General features: G+C 35.0%; 25 protein-coding genes and 2 tRNA genes. 11 read left to right on the top strand and 16 right to left on the bottom strand.

Annotated features, from left to right (window positions below; genetic code table 11):
- Positions 1–99: 99 nt before the first annotated feature.
- Positions 100–801: a Crp/Fnr family transcriptional regulator gene (locus ABJF08_RS01375; RefSeq protein ID WP_348114257.1), complete on the top strand. Its 702-nt coding sequence runs from the start codon at positions 100–102 to the stop codon at positions 799–801.
- Between the two features lie 38 nt (positions 802–839).
- On the opposite strand, the gene ABJF08_RS01370 is transcribed toward ABJF08_RS01375, so the two are convergent.
- From ABJF08_RS01370 to ABJF08_RS01345, 6 genes are all read right to left on the bottom strand, one after another.
- Positions 840–1,673: a universal stress protein gene (locus tag ABJF08_RS01370; protein WP_348114256.1), complete on the bottom strand. Its 834-nt coding sequence runs from the start codon at positions 1,671–1,673 to the stop codon at positions 840–842.
- 276 nt (positions 1,674–1,949) lie between these two features.
- Positions 1,950–2,405, bottom strand: coding sequence for a hypothetical protein (locus ABJF08_RS01365; protein ID WP_348114255.1), 456 nt, complete (start codon positions 2,403–2,405; stop codon positions 1,950–1,952).
- Positions 2,406–2,682: 277 nt separating this feature from the next.
- Positions 2,683–2,768: transfer RNA gene (locus tag ABJF08_RS01360), tRNA-Leu, on the bottom strand.
- A gap of 56 nt (positions 2,769–2,824) precedes the next feature.
- A tRNA-Gly gene (locus tag ABJF08_RS01355) sits at positions 2,825–2,896 on the bottom strand.
- 81 nt (positions 2,897–2,977) lie between these two features.
- Positions 2,978–5,596: a DNA mismatch repair protein MutS gene (gene mutS / locus ABJF08_RS01350; protein WP_348114254.1), complete on the bottom strand. Its 2,619-nt coding sequence runs from the start codon at positions 5,594–5,596 to the stop codon at positions 2,978–2,980.
- A gap of 119 nt (positions 5,597–5,715) precedes the next feature.
- Positions 5,716–6,747, bottom strand: coding sequence for a hypothetical protein (locus ABJF08_RS01345; RefSeq protein ID WP_348114253.1), 1,032 nt, complete (start codon positions 6,745–6,747; stop codon positions 5,716–5,718).
- Positions 6,748–6,947: 200 nt separating this feature from the next.
- On the opposite strand from ABJF08_RS01345, the gene ABJF08_RS01340 reads away from it, so the two are divergent.
- From ABJF08_RS01340 to ABJF08_RS01325, 4 genes are read left to right on the top strand one after another with little or no spacing between them, the layout of a single operon-like run.
- On the top strand, positions 6,948–9,290 hold the full coding sequence (locus tag ABJF08_RS01340; RefSeq protein WP_348114252.1) for a histidine kinase: 2,343 nt from the start codon (positions 6,948–6,950) through the stop codon (positions 9,288–9,290).
- 3 nt (positions 9,291–9,293) lie between these two features.
- Positions 9,294–9,923, top strand: coding sequence for a hypothetical protein (locus ABJF08_RS01335; protein WP_348114251.1), 630 nt, complete (start codon positions 9,294–9,296; stop codon positions 9,921–9,923).
- 4 nt (positions 9,924–9,927) lie between these two features.
- Positions 9,928–10,359 (top strand): hypothetical protein, encoded by a 432-nt coding sequence (locus ABJF08_RS01330; RefSeq protein ID WP_348114250.1) that lies wholly within the window; start codon positions 9,928–9,930, stop codon positions 10,357–10,359.
- Positions 10,360–10,369: 10 nt separating this feature from the next.
- Complete coding sequence (locus ABJF08_RS01325; RefSeq protein ID WP_348114249.1) at positions 10,370–11,104, top strand: LytTR family DNA-binding domain-containing protein; 735 nt, start codon at positions 10,370–10,372, stop codon at positions 11,102–11,104.
- On the opposite strand, the gene murI is transcribed toward ABJF08_RS01325, so the two are convergent.
- The 8 genes from murI to ABJF08_RS01285 form a co-directional block, all read right to left on the bottom strand.
- The gene (gene murI, locus ABJF08_RS01320) at positions 11,101–11,886 is read right to left on the bottom strand and encodes a glutamate racemase (protein WP_348114248.1); all 786 of its coding nucleotides are present in this window, start codon (positions 11,884–11,886) and stop codon (positions 11,101–11,103) included. The genes ABJF08_RS01325 and murI overlap by 4 nt on opposite strands.
- A gap of 74 nt (positions 11,887–11,960) precedes the next feature.
- Positions 11,961–12,092 carry a FeoB-associated Cys-rich membrane protein gene (locus ABJF08_RS01315; protein WP_348114247.1) on the bottom strand — a complete coding sequence of 44 codons (132 nt, stop codon included), beginning with the start codon at positions 12,090–12,092 and terminating at the stop codon, positions 11,961–11,963.
- Complete coding sequence (gene feoB, locus ABJF08_RS01310; RefSeq protein WP_348114246.1) at positions 12,092–14,212, bottom strand: ferrous iron transport protein B; 2,121 nt, start codon at positions 14,210–14,212, stop codon at positions 12,092–12,094. The genes ABJF08_RS01315 and feoB overlap by 1 nt, the downstream gene beginning before the upstream one ends.
- Positions 14,205–14,435, bottom strand: coding sequence for a FeoA family protein (locus tag ABJF08_RS01305; RefSeq protein WP_348114245.1), 231 nt, complete (start codon positions 14,433–14,435; stop codon positions 14,205–14,207). Before ABJF08_RS01305 ends, feoB begins: the two co-directional genes overlap by 8 nt.
- A gap of 127 nt (positions 14,436–14,562) precedes the next feature.
- Positions 14,563–15,087 (bottom strand): hypothetical protein, encoded by a 525-nt coding sequence (locus ABJF08_RS01300; RefSeq protein WP_348114244.1) that lies wholly within the window; start codon positions 15,085–15,087, stop codon positions 14,563–14,565.
- A gap of 56 nt (positions 15,088–15,143) precedes the next feature.
- Entirely contained in the window at positions 15,144–17,018 is a 1,875-nt protein-coding gene (locus ABJF08_RS01295; protein WP_348114243.1) for a hypothetical protein, read from the bottom strand.
- A 10-nt stretch (positions 17,019–17,028) separates the two neighbouring features.
- Positions 17,029–17,511 (bottom strand): ribonuclease HI, encoded by a 483-nt coding sequence (gene rnhA / locus ABJF08_RS01290; RefSeq protein ID WP_348114242.1) that lies wholly within the window; start codon positions 17,509–17,511, stop codon positions 17,029–17,031.
- On the bottom strand, positions 17,511–18,074 hold the full coding sequence (locus ABJF08_RS01285; RefSeq protein WP_348114241.1) for a phosphoribosylglycinamide formyltransferase: 564 nt from the start codon (positions 18,072–18,074) through the stop codon (positions 17,511–17,513). Before ABJF08_RS01285 ends, rnhA begins: the two co-directional genes overlap by 1 nt.
- A gap of 154 nt (positions 18,075–18,228) precedes the next feature.
- Here ABJF08_RS01285 and ABJF08_RS01280 point away from each other — a divergent pair, with 154 nt between their 5' ends.
- The 5 genes from ABJF08_RS01280 to pyk all read left to right on the top strand — a co-directional run bounded on the left by ABJF08_RS01280 (position 18,229) and on the right by pyk (position 22,580).
- The gene (locus tag ABJF08_RS01280) at positions 18,229–18,465 is read left to right on the top strand and encodes an acyl carrier protein (protein WP_015361896.1); all 237 of its coding nucleotides are present in this window, start codon (positions 18,229–18,231) and stop codon (positions 18,463–18,465) included.
- Positions 18,466–18,475: 10 nt separating this feature from the next.
- Complete coding sequence (gene fabF / locus ABJF08_RS01275; protein ID WP_348114240.1) at positions 18,476–19,723, top strand: beta-ketoacyl-ACP synthase II; 1,248 nt, start codon at positions 18,476–18,478, stop codon at positions 19,721–19,723.
- Positions 19,724–19,741: 18 nt separating this feature from the next.
- A complete protein-coding gene (gene rnc / locus ABJF08_RS01270) occupies positions 19,742–20,476 on the top strand; it encodes a ribonuclease III (protein ID WP_348114239.1) in 735 nt (244 codons plus the stop codon).
- Positions 20,477–20,661: 185 nt separating this feature from the next.
- The gene (locus ABJF08_RS01265; protein WP_348114238.1) at positions 20,662–21,150 is read left to right on the top strand and encodes an IPExxxVDY family protein; all 489 of its coding nucleotides are present in this window, start codon (positions 20,662–20,664) and stop codon (positions 21,148–21,150) included.
- Positions 21,150–22,580, top strand: coding sequence for a pyruvate kinase (pyk, locus tag ABJF08_RS01260; RefSeq protein ID WP_348114237.1), 1,431 nt, complete (start codon positions 21,150–21,152; stop codon positions 22,578–22,580). The genes ABJF08_RS01265 and pyk overlap by 1 nt, the downstream gene beginning before the upstream one ends.
- A 68-nt stretch (positions 22,581–22,648) precedes the next feature.
- On the opposite strand, the gene ABJF08_RS01255 is transcribed toward pyk, so the two are convergent.
- Positions 22,649–23,152, bottom strand: a complete 504-nt coding sequence (locus ABJF08_RS01255) for a PAS domain-containing protein (RefSeq protein WP_348114236.1) — start codon at positions 23,150–23,152, stop codon at positions 22,649–22,651.
- A 55-nt stretch (positions 23,153–23,207) separates the two neighbouring features.
- A complete protein-coding gene (gene dinB / locus ABJF08_RS01250; protein ID WP_348114235.1) occupies positions 23,208–24,305 on the bottom strand; it encodes a DNA polymerase IV in 1,098 nt (365 codons plus the stop codon).
- A gap of 55 nt (positions 24,306–24,360) precedes the next feature.
- Here dinB and ABJF08_RS01245 point away from each other — a divergent pair, with 55 nt between their 5' ends.
- Positions 24,361–25,035, top strand: coding sequence for an NAD(P)H-binding protein (locus ABJF08_RS01245; protein WP_348114234.1), 675 nt, complete (start codon positions 24,361–24,363; stop codon positions 25,033–25,035).
- Positions 25,036–25,098: the final 63 nt, after the last annotated feature.

Raw genomic sequence — 25,098 nt, 5'->3', positions numbered from 1 at the left:
TTTTGTCACCTGCCTTTTTTAACTTAATTATAAGATTTACAACACATTTACTTTGCTGTAGTAAATAACCTCTGTACCTTTAAGACTTTATCTATATTTATGAATAGCCACCTAGAAGGTCGTTGTGAAAACTGTATAGTAAGACAGTTAAACTCATTAAAAGCTCTTAATAAAGAGGAGCTTAAACGTATTTCTGATAGTAAAACCACTAAGTCTATAAGAAAAGGGGGAACTATCTTTGAAGAAGGAGAACGTCTAGACGGTGTTTATTGTGTGCGCAATGGTGTTTCTAAATTATCTAAGTTAAGTGATAATGGAAAAGATACCATAGTAAAAATAGCTACTAAAGGAGAGGTACTAGGGCAGCGGTCTGTAATTACAGAAGAAAGGACTAATCTAAGTGCTGTGGCTTTAAATGATATGGAAGTGTGCTACATTCCTAAAAAGCACCTTACAGACAGCCTAGATTCTAACCCTAACTTTACTAAGGCTATATTAATCCACATGGCAAATGATCTTAAATTTGCAGACAATGTGATTGTAAATATGGCTCAAAAGACAGTAAAACAACGCGTTGCAGAAACCCTGATGTATCTAGATAAAAACTTTGGCGCAGATGCTGACGGTTACATAATCATGACTCTTACTAGAGAAGATATCGCAAATGTGGTAGGTACTGCAAAGGAGGCTTGTATAAGAACCCTCACTATATTTAAGAAAGAAGGCTGGATAAGCACCGATGGTAAACGTATAAAATTAGAAGATAAAAAAGCCCTCTACAGGTTAGTAGAAGGCTTATAATTTTTTGTGTGTTTCGCTTTCGCGAAAGCGTAACCTACTTACATCTTTACCGTAAGAACAGGCACCACAGAATGATTTGCAATATCTTCACTTATACTTCCTTGAAAGAAATGAGAAAGTCCAGTCCTACCGTGTGTAGGAATAGCAATCACGTCTGCAGCAGATAAAGATGCATAATTCATAACACCTTTTTCTACTGTGTGGTCGGCATAACGATTTACCGTTTTAATAGCCGCCACAGGATCAGGATGTTTTACCTCACTAAAGAAATTAAGTAAAGTCTCGTCCATTTGAGATGTGCTCTTAAAGTTTTTACCTGGTAAATTGATATATAAGAAGTCGATACGAGCGTTAAGCATAGTAGCTGCTTCTATAATTCTATGGTATGCGCCCACGGTTTCTAGATGAAAATCGCTAGCGTATAAAATACGCTCTGGAGCAAAATTGATATCATTATCCTTAACCACTAAAACTGGCACTTCTGAAGATCGTACTACTTTCTCTGCATTACTGCCTTTTAAGATCTCTGTCATGCCCTTTGCACCGTTACTTCCCATAACGATAAGGGATGCATCTAGCTCTTTGGCAAAGTCATTCATACTACCGAAATCAAGATATTGTTTTAAAACCGTTTCATATGCTACATTTTCTAGAAATGGACGATCTAGAAATTCTTCGAACTTTTTACCTATCAGTCTGCTATAGAAAACAACCTCTTCTGCAGTGTTAGGTTCTTTATTTAAACCACTCTCTACACCTGCCATATGCGTAAGAACAATTTTTGCTTTGATACGTTTTGCAATAGTTACTCCTACTTCAAGAGCTTTATTTGATGTATTAGAGAAATCTACAGGAATAAGGATGGTTTTCATAAGAATACTTTTTTAAAATTTGATATGTCAAAAGTAATCCAGCACACCATTTGCAAACGGTGACTTTTATCAGTGTTTAAAAAAATGAGCAGGTTTTTAATTATTCCAAAATAACACGCTTAGCTTTTGCTGATCAAATAACAAGCAAAACGCTCTAGCTGACTTGAAAAAACATCTCTAGCTTTTCTTTATTCCATTGCTCTTGCTCGGCGATCTTCAGAAACAAGTACTTACTACTTTGCACACCGGCGTCACATGGGAGAATAATTTTAATAACTAATTGATAGACACTTCAACACATTTATAGCATTGCTCATAATATTGTGGTACCCAATTTTTTATTTCTAATGATAAATCTTTGTTTTTATCACGCTGTGAAATGAAAAGAAAAGACCTCATCACCACCCTATCTTGATCATGCTTATAGGATAACTCACACAACTTTGTGCTATCTAATAAAAGAACTTTTCCTGCATTTATTTTAGAAGATATTATTTTCTTGGAAAATTCGTTTTTCAATATAAGGATCGTATCATTAGGAATAGGTTTAGAAATATCTTTACCTACTCCTTCATTATAGATTTTAAATTGATATCCATTAGTTAGTATTTCAACATCGGTATTTGATAAAAAAGTATTGATTTTGGAATTTAAATTAGATTCTTCTATTTCATTACAAGCTGAAAAACAAAGGTTCATAAAAAACAGAACTATTAAAATTTTTATTTTCATCGATGTTTTACATTTAATACATCCGTACTGGTTACCAGCTAATACTAGCTAGATAATTAGTAAGTTTAAATATAGTATTTAAAATGTAATAAACACCTACCGGTATAGATGAGACAAATTGATATAACAAAAAATACTCGCCATACTAAATCAACATAAATGTGAGGCTTACTATAAAAAGATAAAAGAGGTATTTAAAGTCAATCGAAAAGATGAGAAGCACATCATTAAAAGACAAAAAAAAGCCTCGTAATCAAAAGATTACGAGGCTTACAAGTACTCGAGACGGGACTTGAACCCGTACGGGCATTACTACCCATTGGATTTTAAGTCCAACGTGTCTACCAATTCCACCACTCGAGCGATTGTGTCCGCGACACATCATTGGTATTTAAAATCTATTTAAGAACAAATTTTAGAGCGAAAGACGAGATTTGAACTCGCGACCTCCACCTTGGCAAGGTGATGCTCTACCCCTGAGCTACTTTCGCAAAATTGAAAAACTCAGTTGCTTTTCAAAGCGGTTGCAAATTTAACAACTTTCTTTATTCTACAAAGAAAAAAACGAAAAATTATTGATTTACTTTCTCTTTTTTTACAAGCATGCGTTTTATCTCATTCAATTTCATGAGTGCTTCTACTGGTGTTAAGGTGTTTATGTCCACTTGAAGGATTTCTTGTTTGATGTTTTCTAATAGAGGATCGTCTAGATTAAAGAAGCTTAATTGCATTTCTTCTTCCTGTAAATCCTTCATCGCTTCTTTAGAATCTTCTTGTTTGTGCGTTTTTTCTAGTCTTTTAAGGATCTTGTTAGCCTTAGAAATCACTTGTTGTGGCATTCCTGCCATTTTTGCAACATGGATACCAAAACTATGATGACTACCTCCAGCGACTAGCTTGCGCATGAATAGCACTTTATCCTTAAGTTCTTTTACTTCTACATTAAAGTTTTTAATACGCTCAAATTGCGAGGTCATCTCGTTAAGCTCGTGATAATGTGTTGCAAAAAGTGTTTTAGGACTAGAAGGATGCTCATGTAAGTATTCTGTAATAGCCCATGCTATAGATATACCGTCATACGTACTTGTACCACGACCTATCTCATCGAGCAACACAAGACTCTTCTCGCTTATGTTATTCAGGATACTCGCACTCTCATTCATCTCTGTCATGAAAGTAGATTCTCCTTGAGATATATTATCACTTGCACCTACTCTTGTAAAAATCTTATCAACGATTCCCATTTTCACCTCTTCGGCAGGAACAAAGCTACCTATTTGAGCTAACAGCACAATTAATGCCGTCTGTCTTAAAATGGCACTTTTACCACTCATGTTAGGTCCTGTAATCATTATTATTTGCTGGCTATCTCTATCTAGCTGTACATCATTAGGAATATATGGCTGGTCTGCAGGGAGCATTTTTTCTATAACAGGATGACGACCATTTTTTATAATCAGGTCATCGTTATCCAGTAACTCTGGACGCACATAATTTGATTTAACTGCATGAGATGCAAAGGAAATAAGACAGTCTAGTTGTCCTATTAATTGAGAGTTCGTTTGAATAGTTTTTATAGAAGGAAGAATTTCTCTTACTACTTTATCAAAAAGTTCTTGCTGCAATGCATTGATGCGTTCTTCGGCACCTAGTATTTTACCCTCGTATTCTTTAAGTTCTTCTGTAATGTAACGCTCTGCATTTACCAGTGTCTGTTTTCTAGTCCATTCTTCTGGTACTTTATCTTTATGTGTATTTCTTACTTCTATATAATAACCAAAAACGTTATTGCTAGAAATTTTGAGACTAGTAATTCCAGTTTCTTCAGCATGTCTGGCTAGCATATTATCAAGGTAGTCTTTTCCTGAAGTCGCAAGACCACGCAACTCATCTAACTCTGCATGATAACCTTGAGCAATCGTATTACCTTTTAAAATATTTACAGGAGCCTGCTCATCAATAGCTTGCTTAAACAAATCTATTAAATGCACACAAGGGTTTAAACTCTCTCCTATGATATTAAGGGCTTTGTTATTTGAGCTAATCGCTTTTTCCTTTACCGGAATAATAGCCTCTAAACTGTTTTTGAGCTGCACTACTTCTCTTGGACAAATCTTACCTACAGCGACTTTAGAAATCAATCGTTCTAAATCGCTCATGCGTTTTAAATATGATTTAATCTCTTCTTGTTGCTCTTGTGATGTAGTAAAAAACTCTACGACTTCATGACGTTTTTCAATTTGAGAAGCATCTTTTAATGGAAAAGCCATCCATCTTTTGAGCATGCGCCCACCCATAGCCGTTGTAGTCTGGTCTATGACATCTATTAAAGTAACTGCGCCCTGACTAAGTGGTGTGTAAAGTTCTAGATTACGAACCGTAAAACGATCCATCCACACAAAATTATCGTCTTCTATACGAGAGATATTTGATACATGGTCTAGTTTATCATGTTGTGTTTCCTCTAGATAATGTAAGATAGACCCTGCAGATATTAATGCTTGATCTAATTTCTCTACCCCAAAACCTTTCAAAGAATTTACCTTAAAATGTTTAAGCAAAGATTCTTTCGCAAAGTCTATTTGAAAAACCCAATCGTCTAGATGAAAGAAAGGCAAATCATAAGGAAACTCTATTGCTAGTTCTTTTTTATCATTACGAGTGACTAAAAGCTCGCTAGGATTAAAATTTTGCAATAACTTATCTACTTCTTCTTTAGAACCTTGAGAGACAAGAAACTCTCCTGTAGAAATATCTAGAAAGGCTACTCCATATAAGTTCTTATTTACAGAAAGAGCTGCAAGAAAGTTATTAGTTTTTGAACTAAGAACCTCATCATTAAGTGATACTCCAGGTGTTATTAACTCTGTAACACCACGCTTTACAATACTTTTAGTTTGCTTAGGATCTTCTAATTGATCACAAATAGCAACACGCTCACCTGCTTTTACTAGTTTAGGCAAATAGGTATTTAATGAGTGATGTGGAAAACCAGCTAGTTCTATCTGATCACCACCATTATTACGGCTAGTGAGTACGATGTTAACAATGCGTGCTGTTTTAATCGCGTCCTCACCGAAGGTTTCATAAAAATCTCCAACTCTAAATAACAATAAGGCATCAGGATATTTAGTCTTGATCTTATTATACTGCTGCATTAAAGGCGTTACCTTCTTTGATTTAGTGGCCAAATTTGATACTTTTTTATGAATGTCAAAAGTACGATTTAGCCACTGTCATCAATCCCAAACCAAAAAACTTTTTTCAACAGTACAATACACTCTTGAAAAAAGTTTTTACTAGAAATAATTTAATTATTAGGTAGTTGTTTGATATCTATAGGCCCATTAGGGCTCACTACATAAACTTTAGGATTAGGCGTTTTAACAGGAGCTGGTTTTGGCTCTGGTTTCTTTTCAACAGGTTTAAGTGTGTATTGCAAACTTAGGTCCATACCTAATTGTATCACAGGTTTAGTAATCGCAGCATTCACAACTATATCATACCCATTGTACGGTATAGGGTCATAGTAATAAGAAGTAGGTTTTCTTACCTTAGTCACGCTCTTCTGATTTTTTAAAGATTGCATACTTACATTTTCGGCAGCGAGGTAGCTTTTATAAAAATCCTTAGGAGTGTGGTAGTATTTTTTATCGGCCATCATGACGTTATAATTCTTCATTTCAAAACCCAATTTCTCATAATACGCTTTCTTCTTAGTCACCTCAACAAGTAGTTTGTTTTGCAACTCCTCATAAACTGCTTCTAGATTCTTTACGTAATAATCCACCTTAACCAGGTTATAAACCTCAGCTTTACCACAAGCAGTAAGGATTTTCTGAAAATCAGTGTCTTTTCTATAACTAATTAATAAATTTTGCTGGAGTTCAAAACCCACAGGAACTTCTGTGTAGGTTTTAGAAAATAGTTTTTTAGTTACTTCTATTTCATATTGAGGTACAAAGGAAATCATATCAAGTGCAAACTGTCCTTGAAAGCCTTTTTGCATCAATTCTTTTTTAATCAACTCAATTTTATCATTCATAAGTTGCGTCGTCTCCTCGGCAGTTTTCCCTACCTGGATTATATTAAATACAGCTGTATAATCTGTTGCATCTACATTGTACAGCGATCTTAGATTAATACTTAACACGTTAGTAGGTCGCAATGGTGTATGAGCTTGTGAATAAGCTTTTCTATAAACAGCTCCGTTTCCCATACTGGTCGCTATGTTTGCTCTTGATATGGACAGGTCTTCTGCCTGATTTTGAAAATTACCCATATGCTGAGCACTGATTACTAACGCAGTAAGCATTAAAACTGTAGTGAATATCTTTTTCATTTTGACTTGATTTTGATTCAAATCTATCGGTATAAAAAACCATTATATAGTTAGAATGAGGGAAACCATAGTCTGAATGAGGGAAAATAGATAGTTGGTGAGTAAGCTTTCGCGAAAGCGGTAAAAACACCATCAATACTGCCCAAAACGAACATTTTAACGAGGTGCATATATTTTTTAATGACTAAGTTTACACCATAATGAAACAGCTATTTACTTTACTATTTGTGTTATTGAGCCTTCAAACCCTGATGGCACAAAACACTGGATTTAAAACATCGAGGACTCTAGAAACCACGATGACTCTAGAAGGACGTGTTCTTAATGAAGATGGAACACCTATTTCTGGAGCAAATGTAGAAGGTAAAATGGGCCGCTATGCAACTACCGACGCTCTTGGAAGGTTTAAACTACCTGTAAATATGGGTGAAGAAATAGTGATAAGAGGTCTTGATTTTGAAACTGTTTACTACCGCATTAGATCTAATGAAGATATAGAAATACGCGTTCAAAATCCTGAACAAGACACTAAAAAACTAAGTACTCTGTCTTATAAAATCGCCATGGATAGTGCTCAATTTTATTTACAGACAGACGCTCAAAAAACCGCCGATTTTCTCATCGCAGCATTATCTAATGATCCAAAGTCATTATCTACAACACAAGAAAGCGCAGCCTATGAAAAGTTAGGTGATCTTTATACTTTTAATAAACAGTACGATCTTGCGATAGATAATTATACCCAAGCAGAAACACTAGAGAAGTCGTTTAATATCACGATTAAAAAAGCAGACGCCCTGCGATTAAATGGTAATTATCAAGAAGCCATTACTGCCTATAAAATTAATCCTAATAAAAAATCTAGCGCACTTTCTATTACTGAACAACTCGCAAGACTTAATGGTCTGGCAGATGCTTATTCTAAAACGAACAATGAGACTAAGGCACTAGAAACTTATAAAAAAGCATTGTTTATAGCTACAGCAGCTAATAACAAGAGCGAGATGACTAGCATCAACACAAATATTGCTAGAATTTATAATTCTCTAGGTGAACTGGACGATGCAGAGTCTTTTTACAACACTGCTATCCAAGAGTCCAAAAAAGAAAGCACTACAGCAAATGTGGTCACACAATCTCGAACTGCAGATTTCTACAATAGCAATGCACAATTTGACAAAGAAATTGCGCTGCGTAGAAGCAACATACAGCTACTAGACGAAATAGCAGCAGATAAAAAAAGGGTCCAAAGAAAACCAGATAGTATTGCAACAGACCAAAAAGCAGGTTTTTTAAATAGTCCTAAAATAATGGCCGAATCAGAAAGTGTTTCTAGCGAATATGAAATGGAAGAAATAGTGATGGATAGTCCGGTAGAAACCACTTCTATTACTCCTACGATGGAAAATACTAATCTAGGATTAACCAAACAAAAAGAACAACTTAAAATAGCCGAAGCTTTAAAATCTCAAAACAAAATAAGTGAAGCAATTTCATTCTTTGAGGCTAGTCTGGAAGAAGCAACTGTTAACAACGACCTTGCTATTAAGAAAGACGCAGCAAAAAGTCTTTATGAATTGAATAAAAAAGCGGGCAACACCATAAAAGCACTTTCTTATAATGAACTATACATCAACACCGTAGATGCGCTTTATTTAGAAAAAGAAAATGAACTAGAAGAAACCGCTAGAAAAGCAAAAGAATTGGTTTCTAAACAGACTAGAATTCTAACCTTAGAAAAGGATCGCGAGCTTACCGAAAATAAGATAGCATTAATCAACACAGAGCGAGAACTGACTCAAGAGATGAACCAGCGACAGCGCTGGGTTATTTATTCTCTCGTTGCTCTAAGCCTGCTATTACTTACCCTGGCTTATTTTATGTATCGCAATAACAAACAGCAAAAAATTAATAACCACTTGCTAGCCTTAAAGTCGTTGCGCAGTCAGATGAATCCGCATTTTATATTTAACGCACTGAATTCTGTAAACAACTACATTGCTCAAAATGACGAGCGTGCAGCAAACAAATACCTGGCAGATTTCTCTAAGTTGATGCGTAGTGTTTTAGAAAATAGCGAGTTAGATTTTATAACGCTAGAAAAAGAAATCGACCTTTTAGGGTTGTACTTGAAACTGGAACACGAGCGATTTAAAGATAAGTTTGATTTTAAGCTAGACATAGATCCCGCTATAAAAGAAGCTCATTTACAGGTACCACCCATGTTGTTGCAACCTATAATTGAAAATGCCGTATGGCATGGATTGCGTTATAAAAAAGAAAAAGGTTTTTTAAATGTTGCTTTCGCGAAAGCGGAAAACGGAATCAAAGTCACCATAACCGATAATGGAATCGGGCGAGAACAGTCTAAGGCTATTAAAACCGATCATCAAAAGAAACGCGATTCTAAAGGATTGGGTAACATTAAAAACCGTGTCGCTTTATTAAATGAATTACATGATTGTAAGATAGATATAGAGGTAAGCGATGCTGGATTAAGTCCAGATGTTGGAACGACGGTTATTGTTAGTATTAAGAATTAAATTATGTTTAGAAACATTTTCATCACAATAGCTTTTTTATTTTCTATTGGAATATTTGCGCAAAACATCAAGCAAATCAACGCCGATTTAAAACTTTCTGATTCACTTACACATAAAAGAGAAATACGCATTTATCAAAATCAAGGAATAACAAATTACTCATCTGTATTTAGAATCTATTTTGAATTAGGAAAATGCAAAGCTGAATTTTATGAGCATTTTGCTAAAACAACTCCAAGTGGCAAATCCAAAGTCATCAAAAAAGAGCTGGTATCTAAAAAAGACAATGAATTTGTATTTGCAAACATTATAGGAAGTCATGTACTTGATTTACCTAATCAAGAAAAAATACAATGGAAACTAAGTGCAAGAAAAGATATGGTAAAACAAATAGACACCTCTAGAAGAGGAAAAATTACAAAGTTCTATTATGTGCCTATTTCTTCAATGCTTACGGTAGATGGAGAATCATTTTATGTACAAGCGAGACATCATACTCAACTAAACGATTTTAGCTATGGGAACCCAGATACATACCTCAATAAATATCCAGAAGTAGATGAGCTTCAATTTATGTGTGAGATACTCGTTATCCTTAGAACTGAATTCAATATTTGGAAAAAAGAAGATTAAAATCATGAGTGAAATTGATGATAAAACATACCAAGTAATTAAGAACTTATCCCAATCTGGAGATGCGCTAGCCGAGGAAGGGAAATATGATGAAGCACTTACAGAATACTGGAATGCTTTTAATTTAATTCCTGAACCTAAAAATGAATGGAAAGTTACTACCTGGGTTTTGGCAGCCATAGGAGACGCTAACTTTCTCGGAAAAGATTACGAGGCAGGAATAGACAATTTAAGCAACGCTATGTACTGTCCCGATGCTATAGGAAATCCCTTTTTACACTTGAGATTAGGACAATGCTTATTTGAAATGGAATTCTTAGACCAGGCGGCTGACGAATTAATACGCGCCTATGGTCTAGAAGGAGAAGAACTTTTTTCTGAAGACGACCCAAAGTATCTTGATTTTTTAAGAACTAGAATTGAACCTTCTAAGTAAACTAAAACCTATGAAACTAACCGCCGTAATAGTAGAAGACGAGAAAATCTCTAGAGACATTTTAAAAAATTACATTTTAAAATACTGTAAAGGCATTGAAATATTGGACGAGGCTACTAATGTAGAAGAGGCGTTTGATCTTCTTGAAAAAACAGAAGTAGACCTAGTTTTTCTAGATGTAGAAATGCCATATGGAACTGCGTTTGATCTTCTTGACAAATTACCCAATCGTACTTTTGAAACCGTTTTTGTAACCGCTTATGATCAGTATGCAAAAGATGCGCTTAATCAGCAGGCGGCTTATTACCTGACTAAACCTATTGACATAGATGAGTTGATAAAAGCGACTGAAATAGTAAGCGCTATTAAAGAACGCGAAAACGAAGTCAATGTAGATTTGAGTATCAAAGAAGAGAACAGCTCACAGCTTACTGATAAAATTACTATTCCTACCCAAGAAGGTTTTGAGGTATTGCCTATAAAGGATATTATCTATTGCACTGCAGACGATAATTACACTCATATTTTCTTAGAAAACGATAAAAAACTAGTCTCTAAGACCTTAAAACACTTTGATGATATGTTATCCGACAAAGGTTTTGCACGCATTCATAAATCTCATTTGATTAATGTATCTCATGTGACGGCTTATAAAAAAGGTAAAGGCGGCAGTGTGATGTTAGGCGATAAAGAGCTGCCCGTAAGCCCGAGTAAAAAACTGGCTTTATTTGAGTATTTCTCTTAAAAGTCTAGCAATTGCACCTCGCGATTTGCTATTTCTTGAGTTAAGGCATCTAGCACATCTGTCTTCAAATTAGAATATAGCGAGTGTTTACCAAGCGTAGTATTCAGGTTAATTAAGTTTTGAGACTTTAATATGTTTAGAGTCTGTCTTGCTACTGCCGCTCCAGAATCTATAATACGCACACGAGCAGGAAGCAGCTCTTGCAACATTTCTTTTATATATGGATAGTGACTACAGCCTAGCACCAGATAATCTATACCAGAGATCATAAACGGCTCTGTGATTCCTATAAGAAGATCGTGCATCTCTTCACTATCTGTTTTACCAGCTTCTATAAGTTCTACAATGCCAGTCCCTACTATCTCTATGGTATTTACATCTTGGGTAAATTCTTTTTGAGTTTTATTAAATAGCTCACTGGACAGCGTTCCTCTAGTCGCTAGAATTCCTATTTTTTTAGTGTCACTTTTAAGCGCTGCAGGCTTTATAGCCGGTTCTATACCTATAAATGGCACATCGTAATTTGCTCTTAAATAAGAAATAGCATTAGTAGTAGCTGTATTGCATGGTATAGCTATCAGCTTGCAATTCTGACTCAATAAATATTCTGTGTTTTTAATACAAAGCTCAATGATCTGCTGCTTTGACTTACGTCCATAGGGCGCATGTTTAGAGTCGGCTAGGTATATGGTATTCTCATGTGGCAATAACTCTATTACCTCTTTCCACACACTTGTGCCGCCTACACCAGAGTCAAAAAAACCTATCGGGCGATCATTCATATGGTAAAAATAGAAAATTCTAGTCTAGATAATTGATTTTAGTCTCGCTTTCGCGAAAGCGGAACCGTCAAAATCTAATGACAGCCACAATCACCATCACCACAACCAGATGAGTTAAATCTTTTAGGGAAAATAGATTTTCTAAATAACCACAGCACAGCAGCTATGGCGATTATAAATACAGATATGGTTTGAAATATTTCCATTACTTGAGAAATTGATAAGCTCCTAACGCTGCAAAATATGCCGCAGCAGTCATGAAGAAAAATTGAATTGCTGGCCATTTCCAGCTATTGGTTTCTCGTTTTACTATAGCTAGCGTACTCATACATTGCATGGCAAACGCATAAAACAACAATAAAGAAATACCACTAGCAAAGTTAAACAAAGGCCCGCCTAGAATGGGATTAGTCTCTGCAGCCATACGGTTTTTAATGGTTTGCTCTTCTTCTCCATCACTTTCTACACTGTAAATAGTAGCTAGTGTACCTACAAAAACCTCACGTGCAGCAAAAGAGCTCACTATGGCTATTCCTATCTTCCAGTCGTACCCTAGAGGTCTTACGGCTGGCTCTATTCCTTTACCTATGTAACCTATAAAACTATATTCTAATTCATGAGAGGCGATCTTTTGATCCATTTCTTGATCACTTAAGTTCTGTCCTGCGTACTGTTCTTTCACAATAGCCTCTGCATTATTAAATTGTTCTCCTACACCATAACTAGCTAGAATCCATAAAACTATAGATATAGCCATGATTATTTTTCCTGCTCCTACTACAAAGCTTTTGGTTTTTTCAATTACCGTTATAGCTACGTTTTTAAACATAGGTAACTTATACGCAGGCATTTCCATTACAAAAAATGTTTTGCGCTTTATAGGCAGTATTTTATTTAATACCCAAGCAGAAAATATAGAAGCTCCAAAACCTAGCAAATACAGCAACATAAGTGTAAGTCCTTGCATGTTAAAGGCACCGCCCAGTATACGTTGATCTGGAATTACTAGAGATATGATAATTAAATAAACCGGTAATCTAGCAGAGCAGGTTGTAAAAGGCACTACTAGAATGGTTATTAAACGCTCTTTCCAGTCTTCTATATTTCTAGTTGCCATTACTGCTGGTATTGCACAGGCTACTCCAGAGACTAGCGGCACTACACTTTTACCACTAAGACCAAATCGTTTCATGATATAATCCATAAGAAAGACCACACGACTCATATAACCGCTTTCTTCTAGAATGGCTATAAAAAGAAATAGAAAGGCTATTTGTGGTATAAATATCACTATCCCACCCAGTCCTGGTATGATACCTTCTGAAAGTAAATCTGTGAGTGGCCCTGCTGGCAGTAAGTTATTAACCCAAGTGCTCATGCTGGCAAATGCTGCATCTATCCAGTCCATAGGATAAGTACTCCAGTCATAAATGGCCTGAAAGATGACAAATAAAATCACAAAAAAGATTAAGTAACCCCACACTTTATGTAATAGAATGCGATCTAATCTTGTTCTTATATCTTTAGCATTTGCAGCGTCTACCGTAAGTACCTTTTTAAGTAAACCATTGATAAATTGGTAACGCACCACGGTTTCTTTGTGTTGCATCTTCTTGAGATCGGCCTCGGACTTAATATCAAATTTGTGCTGTTTCAGGTCGTCTAGTTCTCTATTACGATCCAGTTTACCAAAGTTGACATCTTGTGTAATAACTAACCACAGTTTATAAACCTGCTGGTTAGGGTATGTTTTTTTTAATGTATCAAAGTAAGGCACATCGATTACAGATGCGTTTACGCAGGGTTGAGAAGTGAGTTGTTTATAATTTGCTATCGCGTCTTTAAGATCTTTTATCCCTTCGTTTTTACGAGCACTAACTAGAACCACTTTAGTATTGAGTTCTTCTTCCATGAGCTCGATATCTAGAGAAATGGCCTTACGTTTCATACGGTCTGCCATGTTAATGACTAGTATGGTAGGAATTTCTAAATCTTTAATTTGAGTAAAGACTAGTAAATTACGTTTCAAGTTCTCAATATCAGACACGACTACAGCGACATCTGGAAAATCTTTAGAATGCTTATTAAGTAAAGTTTCTATAACTATACTCTCATCTAGAGATGTTGTATTAAGGCTATAAGTACCTGGAAGATCTAGAATATGTGCTTTAAGACCACGATCTAGCTTGCAGATACCTTCTTTTTTTTCTACCGTTATACCAGGGTAGTTTCCTACCTGTTGATTAAGACCAGTAAGTCTATTAAAAAGCGAGGTTTTCCCAGTATTGGGATTACCTATTAACGATACATTAATTGACTTACCCATGAATTTCTACACTAATTTTAAGCGCTGTTTCTCTTCTTATCGCAAGATGAGTACCATTAATATCTAGATAAATAGGATCTTTAAAAGGCGCAGACTGCATCATAGTAACGCGATTACCTGGCAGGCATCCCATTTCTAATAATTTTAACGGCACGTCTATTTCATCAAACTGTTTGATTATAGCCGTCTCTCCTCTTTTTAAATGTGCGATAGTAGTGCTCAACTCTTATTTAGAATAAATTTGAATAAGCAAAAATAAGCTAACCCAGTGGTTTGTTAAAATTTATGTTGTTAAAGATGTGGGAAGGTTGCTTTCGTTTCACTTTCGCGAAAGCGGAATTTTCAAAAATCTAATTACCTGATAAAGAAAATCGTAATCCCAATGCTAGTGTATTCATATCTAATCGATCTTCAAAAACAAAGTGATATCCTAAAAACACTCCAAAGTCTTCATTCAAATCATAAGTAAGCAACGGCATCGAAAATGTATGGGTTCCAATCTCAGAATCAGGAATTTCATTATTCATGCTGTTTAACAATGCCACATCTGGTTTTCCTAATGGGATTTTTGCACCAGAGTCTATTTGTAAAGTAAATTTTTCTGTGATTTTATATCTAAGGCTAAATGCCAAAGAACCGTAAAGTTTACTATCCTTACTAAGATTATCGTTATTAAAATTATAATAATAACCAACTAATTGCGCACCTACATTGAATTTAGATTCTTTTTTCAATAAATAATTACTATAATCTGCCGCATAATAAGAAGATACATCACTACTTAAACCTATTCCTGCATGAAATCTCGTATCACTTTGAGCAATCGATAATGCAGAAATTAAAATGAATAATGTAGATATTATTAAAAATTTCATAGAAATAAATATACAAAAACAATGCTATACACTAAAAGCTAGGCGAGACTGTACTTCTACTCACCACAACTCTCGCAATAAGTACGTCGTAAGTAATTATTTTCAACCAGCTGGAACGTAACCCCATCTTCAGTACTGGCGTCAAATAATTTACAAAACCTCGCTGGATTCTGACCATTTGCATTACTTAAAATAACTCGGTAATCGTTTTTTGCAACCATAGTATTACTAACTATAGTCTGGTTAATGTAATAAAAAAGAAGATTCTCATTTGCATCTACCTTGCTTACTATAGGATAAAGCAACGCCTTAGAACTTTCTACATTATCATAATAGGTCAGAAATTGAGCAAGACTCAAATAGTCTGCATCGGAAAGCGGAATTAATTTATAACTCGCCTTGATGGATTTAACGGCAGCATCTTTTTCTTTATATTTTTTTTCACGTCTTTTCTTCTCCGCTTTAATGATGTCCATATTCGTAAGCATGCGTAAAATCAACTTATTATTGATTCCATATTTTTTAAGTCCTCTAATCTGTATTTTAAGATCACGCTCTTTTATTTCTTCAAAGTCATATCGGTATAGATAAATATCTATGGCAGTAATATTATACTTGACTTTTTTATTAGACGGCGCTACTTCAAGGACTTCTTCTAACTCGCCTTTTGCAATAAAGGCTTGACTTGCATCTTGGAAATAACCGAATACTGCTTGATTATTATTTAAATCAGCATATTTTGCTTGTTTGGGAATTTCCATTTTTGCTAGAACAGAAGGATCTGACACTTTTAAAGACCTATCAAACAGCGCTTTTTGAATAATTTGAGCATTTTCAAAGTCTCCTTTTTTCAAGGTATTATTAAAAGTTCTAACCAATTCTTGATTGCTCATGCCTTTATATCTTTCTATTTTAGATAACTCTATCGTAACAATTCCTTTTCTATGTAAAGAAAGTGTAGGTTCAAGTTCGATACCTAATGCTCCAGCAAGTTTCACTTTAATTTCCTGTTTAGAAAGCTGTCCTAAAGCAGCATTTTTTGTTCCTTGAATAGATTTAAAAAACTCCGCCCAGTTTTCTGAAGTAATAACTTCCGTAGCAACTTTGCCCTTTGTGTAGGACTTTAATGAGGCAATGATACTTTTCCCTCTTTCATTTTGTAATCTATCATTAATCTCTTTACTTCCTTCTACCGATGCGTAGGCATTGATTTTTATCTTAGAAATCTTGTAATCAGTGAGATTAAGAGAATCATATATAGGTTTTACATCTTGAGGAGAGTATTGAGATTTATTTTTCTCAAATGGTATGGTAAAATTGAGTGTTTTAAAACTCTTTTTACTCACTTCTTCATCTATAATTCTACCATCATTTTTATGAACTAACTCATCTAGGTAGATTCCCATATCTAATAAATTCCATGGATAAGACTCCAGGTTATAAATATTGTAATATTTACAAAGTGATTTATTGCTTAGAAAAAGAATGTTGAATTCAAGTGATTTATTTTTCAAATGGGCAGGAACTCTACCAACTAAAACTTTCCAAGAATTTTCCCCTTCTTTTTTTAAACCTTTTAAAATTTTTGCTTTGTAAACAGGTTTTAAAAGCGTTCCTTTTATGTGACTGTCAGGAAGTTCTTTACCGCACAAATAGTTATCTTGTGGTATTACATCTATTGCTATACCATCTAATTTATTTTTTAATAAAGATTTGAACCATTCTTGGTCAGTAACTCTAAAATAGATTAAATCACCTTTACGCTCCGTGCCAAAATAAATTTCTTTTGGCTTATTAGCAAACACTTGTTCAAAATGTGAACAGCTGCTCGTTTCTACATCACTGCCTAATTTGATTCCAAAATCGTTTTGAGCACTAAGTAAAAATGATCCTAGTAAAAAAAGAATAAGTAAGGATGATTTAATATTCATAGAATAAAATTTAAAGTAAGGTTTTGTTCTGTAGCTCAAACCCCTCATCTATCAAATGATTTGATTTATTCAACGCTGCATTTACTGCCAGCGCATCACAACGTTCATTAATAGGGTGATCGTTATGACCCTTTACCCATTGCATTTTAGGTTGTGTACGGTTATAAACTTTTAAAAAACGTTTCCATAGGTCTGGATTCTTCACATTTTTCCATTTACGCTTTATCCAGCCTGCCATCCAGTTTTTATTAATAGCATCACTTACATAACGACTGTCTGTAAAAACAGTGATTGCTACTTTATGATCTGGTTTTATCTTTTCTAGAGCTTCTATAACCGCAAGTAATTCCATACGATTGTTAGTAGTCTTACGATATCCTTGAGAAAATTCTTTTTTAAAATTCTTTCCTACGGCAATCATGACTATTCCATAACCTCCAGGTCCTGGATTACCACGAGAAGATCCATCTGTATATATATGTACCTGATCCATTATTTAAGTAATTCTTCTAGAGTCTTAGCAAAGTACCTTTGTTCTAATTCATGAATTTTTGCCGCAAGATCATCTGCAGTATCGTTTTGAGAAATAGAGCAAGTTGCTTGCTTTATTATGGCGCCTTCGTCATAGTTTTCATTCACATAATGGATGGTTATTCCACTTTCTTGCTCTTTATTTTCAATAATTGCACGGTGTACATTCATGCCATACATGCCTTTACCGCCGTAATTAGGTAATAAAGCAGGGTGAATGTTAATAATTTTATTTGGAAATAATTTCACGAGACTTTCTGGTATTTTCCATAAAAATCCCGCTAACACTAGTAAATCAGGCATTTCTGCCTTTAAAAGAGTTTCGACAGTTCCTCCTTTTGAAAAAGCAGATCTATTAAAACTCATCGCAGGAACACCAAATTTACTTGCTCGTTCTAAGACAAATGCTTGTGGTTTATTAGACAAAACTAAAGAAACCTGAACAGAATCCATATCTTTAAAATGACTCATAATAGACTGAGCATTAGTACCATTACCACTAGCAAGGATTATTATTTTTTTCATAAATTTATTTGGCAGGCTTGTTGCAAAGCCAGTGATGAGTTAGTTATTATTATTAAAATAAATGAAATTGCAAGTTAACTCAAATGACTAAAACATGGTATTAACCCAAAGTTTGTTATTTTTGCGATTCATTTAAAATTAAAATTAGATTATTATGTCAGACATTGCATCAAGAGTAAAAGCGATTATCGTAGACAAATTAGGTGTTGACGAAAACGAAGTTGTAACAGAAGCAAGCTTCACAAACGACTTAGGCGCAGACTCACTAGATACAGTTGAGTTGATCATGGAATTCGAAAAAGAATTTGATATCCAGATCCCAGATGACCAAGCTGAAAACATAGCTACAGTAGGTCAAGCTGTTTCATACATAGAAGAAGCAAAAGCGTAATTTATATTACATGGAATTAAAGCGAGTTGTCATTACAGGAATGGGTGCCCTTACTCCTATAGGGAATAACCTAGAAGAATATTGGGAGGCGTTAAAAGCTGGTAAGAGCGGTTGTGCTCCTATCACATATTTTGACACAGAACTGTTTAAGACCAAATTCGCTTGTGAGATCAAGAACTTTACGGTGACTGATTTCATAGACCGCAAGGAAGCTAGGCGTATGGATCGATTTGCACAGTATGCACTGGTAGCAGGCGATGAAGCGATAGCTGACTCTGGATTAGATATCGACTCTATAGATAAATATAGAGTCGGTGTTATCTGGGGTGCTGGAATAGGTGGTCTAGAAACATTTCAGGAAGAGGTTAAATCATTTGCGGCTGGTAACGGTACGCCACGATTTAATCCTTTCTTTATACCAAAAATGATTGCAGATATAGCTCCTGCTCATATTTCTATAAAATATGGCTTTATGGGACCTAACTATACTACGGTATCTGCCTGCGCATCAAGTGCAAATGCTATGCTCGACGCAGTTAATTATATTAGACTAGGACATTGTGATGTGATAGTAACTGGTGGCTCTGAAGCTGCAGTTGCACAAGCTGGTATGGGTGGTTTTAACGCTATGCATGCTCTATCTACACGCAATGAAAGTCCTGAGACTGCTAGTCGCCCATTTGATGCTACCAGAGATGGTTTTGTATTAGGAGAAGGCGCTGGTGCTCTAGTTCTAGAAGATTATGAATATGCAAAAGCTCGTGGAGCAAAAATCTATGCCGAGGTTATAGGTGGTGGTTTCTCTAGTGATGCATATCACATTACAGCTCCAGATCCAGAAGGACGCGGTGTAATAGCTGTAATGAAAAACACACTACAAAATGCAGGTATCAATCCTGAAGACGTAGATCACATTAATACTCATGGAACTTCTACACCTCTAGGTGACGTTGCAGAGTTAAAGGCAATAAAAGCCGTATTTGGTGATCACGCTCCTAGCATAAGTATTAATTCTACTAAGTCCATGACAGGTCACCTTCTAGGTGCTGCAGGTGCTATAGAATCTATCGCAAGTGTAATGGCTATCAACGAGGGAATTATCCCACCGACGATTAATCATACCACTGTAGATGAAAATATAGACCCATCATTACGACTGGTATTAAATAAACCTGAAAAAAGAGAGGTAAACGTTGCATTAAGTAACACTTTCGGTTTCGGTGGACATAACTGTTGTATTGCCTTTAGAAAGATCTAAACCGATCTTTTAATCCGTATGAATAGAATACGCAAAATATTTAAATCTCGAAGTAAAACTCATACTAACGAGAAATTATTTAGTGCGATTAAGAAAATGACAGGCCTCAAGGCCCAAGATATTTCTTTGTACGAAACTGCTTTTACCCATAAATCTATGGGTTTAAAAACAGATAAAGGTTTTGCGCAAAGTTATGAACGTCTAGAATTTTTAGGAGATGCTATTCTAGGTGCTGTTATAGCAGAATATATTTACAATGAAGTACCTAGCGGTGACGAAGGTTATCTCACAAAGATGCGTTCTAAAATCGTAAGTAGGGAACATTTAAATGAATTGGGTAGAGATTTTGGTCTTATAGATCATGCTCAAACACAAGTTCCTACTCGCAATTTTGGTGCAAATATTCACGGTAATTTATTTGAAGCACTTGTAGGAGCAGTTTATCTAGATCGTGGTTATGTAGTTTGTAAAAAGTTTATATGTAAAAAGGTAATAGAACCTTATGTAGATCTTGAGCAACTGGATGGTAAAGTCATTTCTTATAAAAGTCTATTTATAGAATGGTGTCAAAAGCACAAAAAGAAATTTGACTACGATACTTATGAAGACACAGGTGCTAGTGATGTCAGACATTTCTCAGTTAAGCTTTCTATTGATAATCGTGTAATAGCAAAGGCAAGAGCTACATCTAAGAAAAAAGCTGAAGAAAAAGCAAGTAAAAGAGCATTCTTTGCTTTACAAGATAAGTTCTAGAGAGTCTAATCTGTACATATCTTTAATTGTGATTCTCGCTTTCGCGAAAGCGGAATAATATCAAATAATCAAAATATCACTATTACTACTATCGTTTTCGTAATTTTTTACGTTTAATTAAAGTGAATAGACGGTAAAATTGCATATGGTATTCTTAAATTAGCAAGGTTAATAATATCAAACACATGGCGGTTCATAAATTAACAGATTGGGAATTAGAAGAAGAGCCTTTCATATTAATTGCCATACATTCTACCATAGAGCCGTACAGAATGGCTTATCTAATTAATAAGTTTTTACAAATTAGTTTTGCAAGAACTTCGGTAGATCAAGATATTATAGAACCATCTTATACCGCAAATTATCCGGTGTATAAACATTTTGACAAAGAACAGAATGCACCGTACTATTTGATACCCAATAAATATTGGGGAGTTTCAAATGAAAAATCGGTATCGTTAAGTTTATTTGATCCAACAGATGCAACGCAAGTTAAAACTGTACTGATCAAAGAATATGGGACGGTAGACTTTTTACTTAAAATTGAGAAAGAAGAAGACTTTTTCCCACTCAAAAAACTGATAAATACTCTTGGGGAAATACCTCAAGTTATTAGTGTCTATCCTGTAGATACTTTTAAAATAAAACAACAAGATTATTTAATATTTGAATAATGCCAAGAACTAAAAAAACTAAAATCGTCGCAACTCTAGGACCTGCTACTGCTTCAAAGCAAGTATTACTAGATATGATGAAAGCTGGTGTAAATGTGTTTAGAATTAACTTTTCACATGCAGACCATGAAGATGTAAGAGAACGCGTGCAAATGATACGCGATATTAATGATGAGCATGGATTTGCAACCGGTATTTTAGGAGACCTACAAGGACCTAAACTACGTGTAGGTGTCATGAAAGAAGAAGTAGTTGTTCACCCAGGTGATCAAATAACTATTTCTACTGGAGAACCTTTTAAAGGAACTGCAGAGCGTGTTTATATGAATTATGAGCATTTTCCTAGAGATGTAAAAGCAGGAGAACGTATTTTGTTAGATGATGGAAAACTTATGTTTGAAGTTATCTCTACAGATGGAGTAAAAGACGTGGTTACAAAAGTGATTCAAGGTGGTCCATTGAGGTCTAAAAAAGGTGTAAACCTACCACAAACTGATATATCTCTACCTGCTTTAACAGAAAAAGATGTAGTAGATGCTATTTTTGCTTGTGAATTACAAGTAGACTGGATGGCTCTTTCATTTGTACGTCACAGTCGTGATTTAATGGAATTGCAAGAATTAATAGATGAACATTCTGAGGAGAAGATTCCTATCATTGCAAAAATAGAAAAACCAGAAGCAGTTGAAAACATTGATAAAATCGTTGCCTATTGTGATGGTTTAATGGTAGCTCGTGGAGATTTAGGTGTTGAAATTCCAGCACATGAAGTACCATTGATACAAAAAACACTAGTTCTTAAAGCTAAGAAAGCTCGTATTCCTGTAATTATCGCTACACAAATGATGGAAACGATGATTACCAGCCTTACGCCTACTAGAGCAGAGGTGAATGATGTAGCAAACTCTGTAATGGATGGAGCAGATGCTGTAATGCTATCTGGAGAAACGTCTGTAGGACAGTATCCAGTGCAAGTAATTGAAAAAATGGCTAGTATATGTAGAGCTGTTGAGGATAGTGAATTAATATCTGTCCCTTATAGCGCACCACATATCAAAACTAAAAGGTACATTACAAAATCAGTATGTTATCATGCTGCAAAAATGGCCGATGAAATAGACGCAAAAGCTATTACTACTATGACTAACTCTGGTTACACAGCTTTCCAGATAAGCGCTTGGAGACCAGACGCACACATACTTACCTTTACTAGTAATCACCGCATACTTACTCAGTTAAGTCTGTTATGGGGTGTTAAAGCATTTTTCTATGACCGTTTTGTAAGTACAGATGAGACTATTGAAGATGTAAATAAATTTGCTAAAGAAGAAGGCTACGTAGAAAAAGGTGATTTCTTAATTAATCTAGCAGCTATGCCTGTTACGGATAAAGGAATGGTAAATACTCTAAGAGTTTCTGAAGTAGAATAAAACTAAGTATTAGAATTATATAAAAAAAGCCTCATCTTACAGATGAGGCTTTTTTTTAGTGTCTTAAATTACACATCATATTCTTGTTTAAACACAATATAATGTGAGATTTTATCATCTCCGTTATAAATAGGGAAAGCATGCTTCTCACACATATATGAAGTTTTATCTTTTCTATAATTGATCATTCTCACCTCGTAGGGAATACCTTCTGCCATGGCAATACCCATTAAAAACATCACATCTTCACTAGTTCGTTCACCACAAAGAGATTTACAAGAGGTATTAATTAACTCTTTAGAATTATATCCTGTTAGATCAACTATGTTCTTAGATGCAACCTTAATAATAGATTGGGTATCCACTAAAACAATACTATAGTCTTTAAAATGACTAAAGCTATCTATGAAATATTTAAAATGCCAATTGTACTCCGTACCTATAGCATCTAGCGATTCTAGCAGGTCTCTATCCAGATCCCATAATAATCGTTTTATAATACTCCACGATAATAATGGAGTACTTTTCAACTCGTTATGTAAAACAGTAAATTGAGAACTTTGAAGTTTCATAAAGTAACAAAGCTATAAATTAAGATCTTAATTTTCTAAATATAGTGTTTATCTTTTAAAAGCTAAAACCTAATTGCACTTCAACAATATCATCCTCCTCCTCTTCTTCTATTTTAGAGGTATTAAGGTTACTCAGAGTAATACCTAATAACCGCACGCTTTCTCTAAAACTTTCCTGTTCTAATAAATCAATAGCCGTACTTAAAATAGTTTCTTTATCTCTTATATAATACGGCATAGTTTTACTACGCGTCTGAGTTTTAAAATCACGGTATTTGATTTTTAGAGTAATCGTTTTACCTGCTACATCAGACTTTGCGATACGCTTTTCTATTTCTTCTGCTATTTGAACGAGACGTTCTTTCATAAAAACCTCACTAGAAATGTTTTCAGAAAAAGTGCGCTCTGCACCTAGAGACTTTCTTATTCTATCTGCTTTTACTGGACTTTTATGTATACCTCGTACAATCTCATAATAGTGACTACCACTTTTACCAAAATACTCTACAAGAAACTCTAGAGATTTTCTTTTAAGATCCTTACCAGTAAAAATTCCATGCTGGTACATCTTCTCTGCTGTCACCTTACCTATTCCGTAAAATTTACGAATATCTAGCTCTTCTAAAAAATCAACGATCTCTTCTGGAACTATCGTTTTTTGCCCATTAGGCTTATTATAATCGCTTGCTATTTTTGCAATGAATTTATTAACCGATATACCTGCACTAGCAGTAATACCTGTAACTTCATAAATACGTCTTCTTATCTCATAAGCTATAATAGTGGCGCTGGGGAAATTGTATTTATTTTCTGTCACATCTAGATATGCCTCGTCTAACGATAGAGGCTCTACTAAGTCAGTATAATCTTGAAAAATCTCTCTTATCTGACCAGATACCTCTCGGTATCTATCAAATCTATGCTTTACAAAAACAAGATCTGGGCACAATCTTTTTGCAGTAACGCTAGGCATAGCACTGCGCACACCATATTTACGTGCTTCATAACTAGCCGCAGCAACCACACCGCGGTCACTACCACCACCTACGGCGATAGGTTTACCTCGAAATTCTGGATTATCATGCTGCTCTACAGATGCATAAAATGCATCCATATCTACATGAATAATTTTTCTATCTGCCAGTTCGTGCATGCATCAAAATTACTACCTTTAAAATACATAACCTTAAACATTAACATACTTCACCATGGGATACACAGGCATGATTATCGGAGCAACAGGATTAACAGGAACCGCACTAGTATCTCAACTTTTAGAAGATGAGAAGTATGATAGAATAATTACGCTTTCGCGAAAGCGAATTACCAACAACCACCCAAAATATGAAAATCACATAGCAGATTTATTTGATCCCCAAACTTATCAAAAGCAATTAAAAGGAGATCATCTATTTATATGCACAGGCACCACGCAATCAAAAACACCAGATAAAGAAGAATATTACCGCATTGAGCATGATCTACCAGTTCAAGTTGCCCAAGTCGCTTTAAAGAATGGTGTTTCTAAAGTCGTTGCAATATCCGCATTAGGTGCCAGTCCAGAGAGTAAGTTTATCTATAATCGTGGGAAAGGTGACATGGAAAGAGATATAGAAGCTCTGGGTTTTCAAGAATCTTACTTTGTACAACCTGCCTTAATAGGCGGTAAACGAGATGAAAAAAGACCATTTGAAAGCGCAATGAAAAAATTTCAAAAACTCATTGATCCATTACTCGTCGGTTTTCTTAAAAAATACCGCACTATAGAACCAGAAACTATAGCCCGCTCCATGATCTATGTTGCTGTGAATGGTTATGATAAAGTAAGAATTGAGAGTGACGAACTTAAAGCAGTAGTCAGTCGCAGTGAACAAGTACAATGATTTTTTACATTTATATTTTCAAAAATAATTCAGAAATTGTACAAGTAAAAAGGCATTGGAAAG

The sequence above is a fragment of the Nonlabens sp. genome (genome assembly GCF_039941875.1).
In the GTDB taxonomy this organism is placed as follows: domain Bacteria; phylum Bacteroidota; class Bacteroidia; order Flavobacteriales; family Flavobacteriaceae; genus Nonlabens.
Note: the sequence above shows the minus strand (reverse complement) of the source record. Positions and strands in the feature narration are given on the sequence as shown.

Excerpts from the sequence above, each read along its gene's own strand:
- ABJF08_RS01375 (WP_348114257.1), top strand. The coding sequence starts at position 100 with ATGAATAGCCACCTAGAAGGTCGTTGTGAAAACTGTATAGTAAGACAG.
- ABJF08_RS01370 (WP_348114256.1), bottom strand. The coding sequence starts at position 1,673 with ATGAAAACCATCCTTATTCCTGTAGATTTCTCTAATACATCAAATAAA.
- ABJF08_RS01365 (WP_348114255.1), bottom strand. The coding sequence starts at position 2,405 with ATGAAAATAAAAATTTTAATAGTTCTGTTTTTTATGAACCTTTGTTTT.
- ABJF08_RS01345 (WP_348114253.1), bottom strand. The coding sequence starts at position 6,747 with ATGAAAAAGATATTCACTACAGTTTTAATGCTTACTGCGTTAGTAATC.
- ABJF08_RS01340 (WP_348114252.1), top strand. The coding sequence starts at position 6,948 with ATGAAACAGCTATTTACTTTACTATTTGTGTTATTGAGCCTTCAAACC.
- ABJF08_RS01335 (WP_348114251.1), top strand. The coding sequence starts at position 9,294 with ATGTTTAGAAACATTTTCATCACAATAGCTTTTTTATTTTCTATTGGA.
- ABJF08_RS01330 (WP_348114250.1), top strand. The coding sequence starts at position 9,928 with ATGAGTGAAATTGATGATAAAACATACCAAGTAATTAAGAACTTATCC.
- ABJF08_RS01325 (WP_348114249.1), top strand. The coding sequence starts at position 10,370 with ATGAAACTAACCGCCGTAATAGTAGAAGACGAGAAAATCTCTAGAGAC.
- murI (WP_348114248.1), bottom strand. The coding sequence starts at position 11,886 with ATGAATGATCGCCCGATAGGTTTTTTTGACTCTGGTGTAGGCGGCACA.
- ABJF08_RS01315 (WP_348114247.1), bottom strand. The coding sequence starts at position 12,092 with ATGGAAATATTTCAAACCATATCTGTATTTATAATCGCCATAGCTGCT.
- feoB (WP_348114246.1), bottom strand. The coding sequence starts at position 14,212 with ATGGGTAAGTCAATTAATGTATCGTTAATAGGTAATCCCAATACTGGG.
- ABJF08_RS01300 (WP_348114244.1), bottom strand. The coding sequence starts at position 15,087 with ATGAAATTTTTAATAATATCTACATTATTCATTTTAATTTCTGCATTA.
- ABJF08_RS01295 (WP_348114243.1), bottom strand. The coding sequence starts at position 17,018 with ATGAATATTAAATCATCCTTACTTATTCTTTTTTTACTAGGATCATTT.
- rnhA (WP_348114242.1), bottom strand. The coding sequence starts at position 17,511 with ATGGATCAGGTACATATATATACAGATGGATCTTCTCGTGGTAATCCA.
- ABJF08_RS01285 (WP_348114241.1), bottom strand. The coding sequence starts at position 18,074 with ATGAAAAAAATAATAATCCTTGCTAGTGGTAATGGTACTAATGCTCAG.
- ABJF08_RS01280 (WP_015361896.1), top strand. The coding sequence starts at position 18,229 with ATGTCAGACATTGCATCAAGAGTAAAAGCGATTATCGTAGACAAATTA.
- fabF (WP_348114240.1), top strand. The coding sequence starts at position 18,476 with ATGGAATTAAAGCGAGTTGTCATTACAGGAATGGGTGCCCTTACTCCT.
- rnc (WP_348114239.1), top strand. The coding sequence starts at position 19,742 with ATGAATAGAATACGCAAAATATTTAAATCTCGAAGTAAAACTCATACT.
- ABJF08_RS01265 (WP_348114238.1), top strand. The coding sequence starts at position 20,662 with ATGGCGGTTCATAAATTAACAGATTGGGAATTAGAAGAAGAGCCTTTC.
- pyk (WP_348114237.1), top strand. The coding sequence starts at position 21,150 with ATGCCAAGAACTAAAAAAACTAAAATCGTCGCAACTCTAGGACCTGCT.
- ABJF08_RS01255 (WP_348114236.1), bottom strand. The coding sequence starts at position 23,152 with ATGAAACTTCAAAGTTCTCAATTTACTGTTTTACATAACGAGTTGAAA.
- dinB (WP_348114235.1), bottom strand. The coding sequence starts at position 24,305 with ATGCACGAACTGGCAGATAGAAAAATTATTCATGTAGATATGGATGCA.
- ABJF08_RS01245 (WP_348114234.1), top strand. The coding sequence starts at position 24,361 with ATGGGATACACAGGCATGATTATCGGAGCAACAGGATTAACAGGAACC.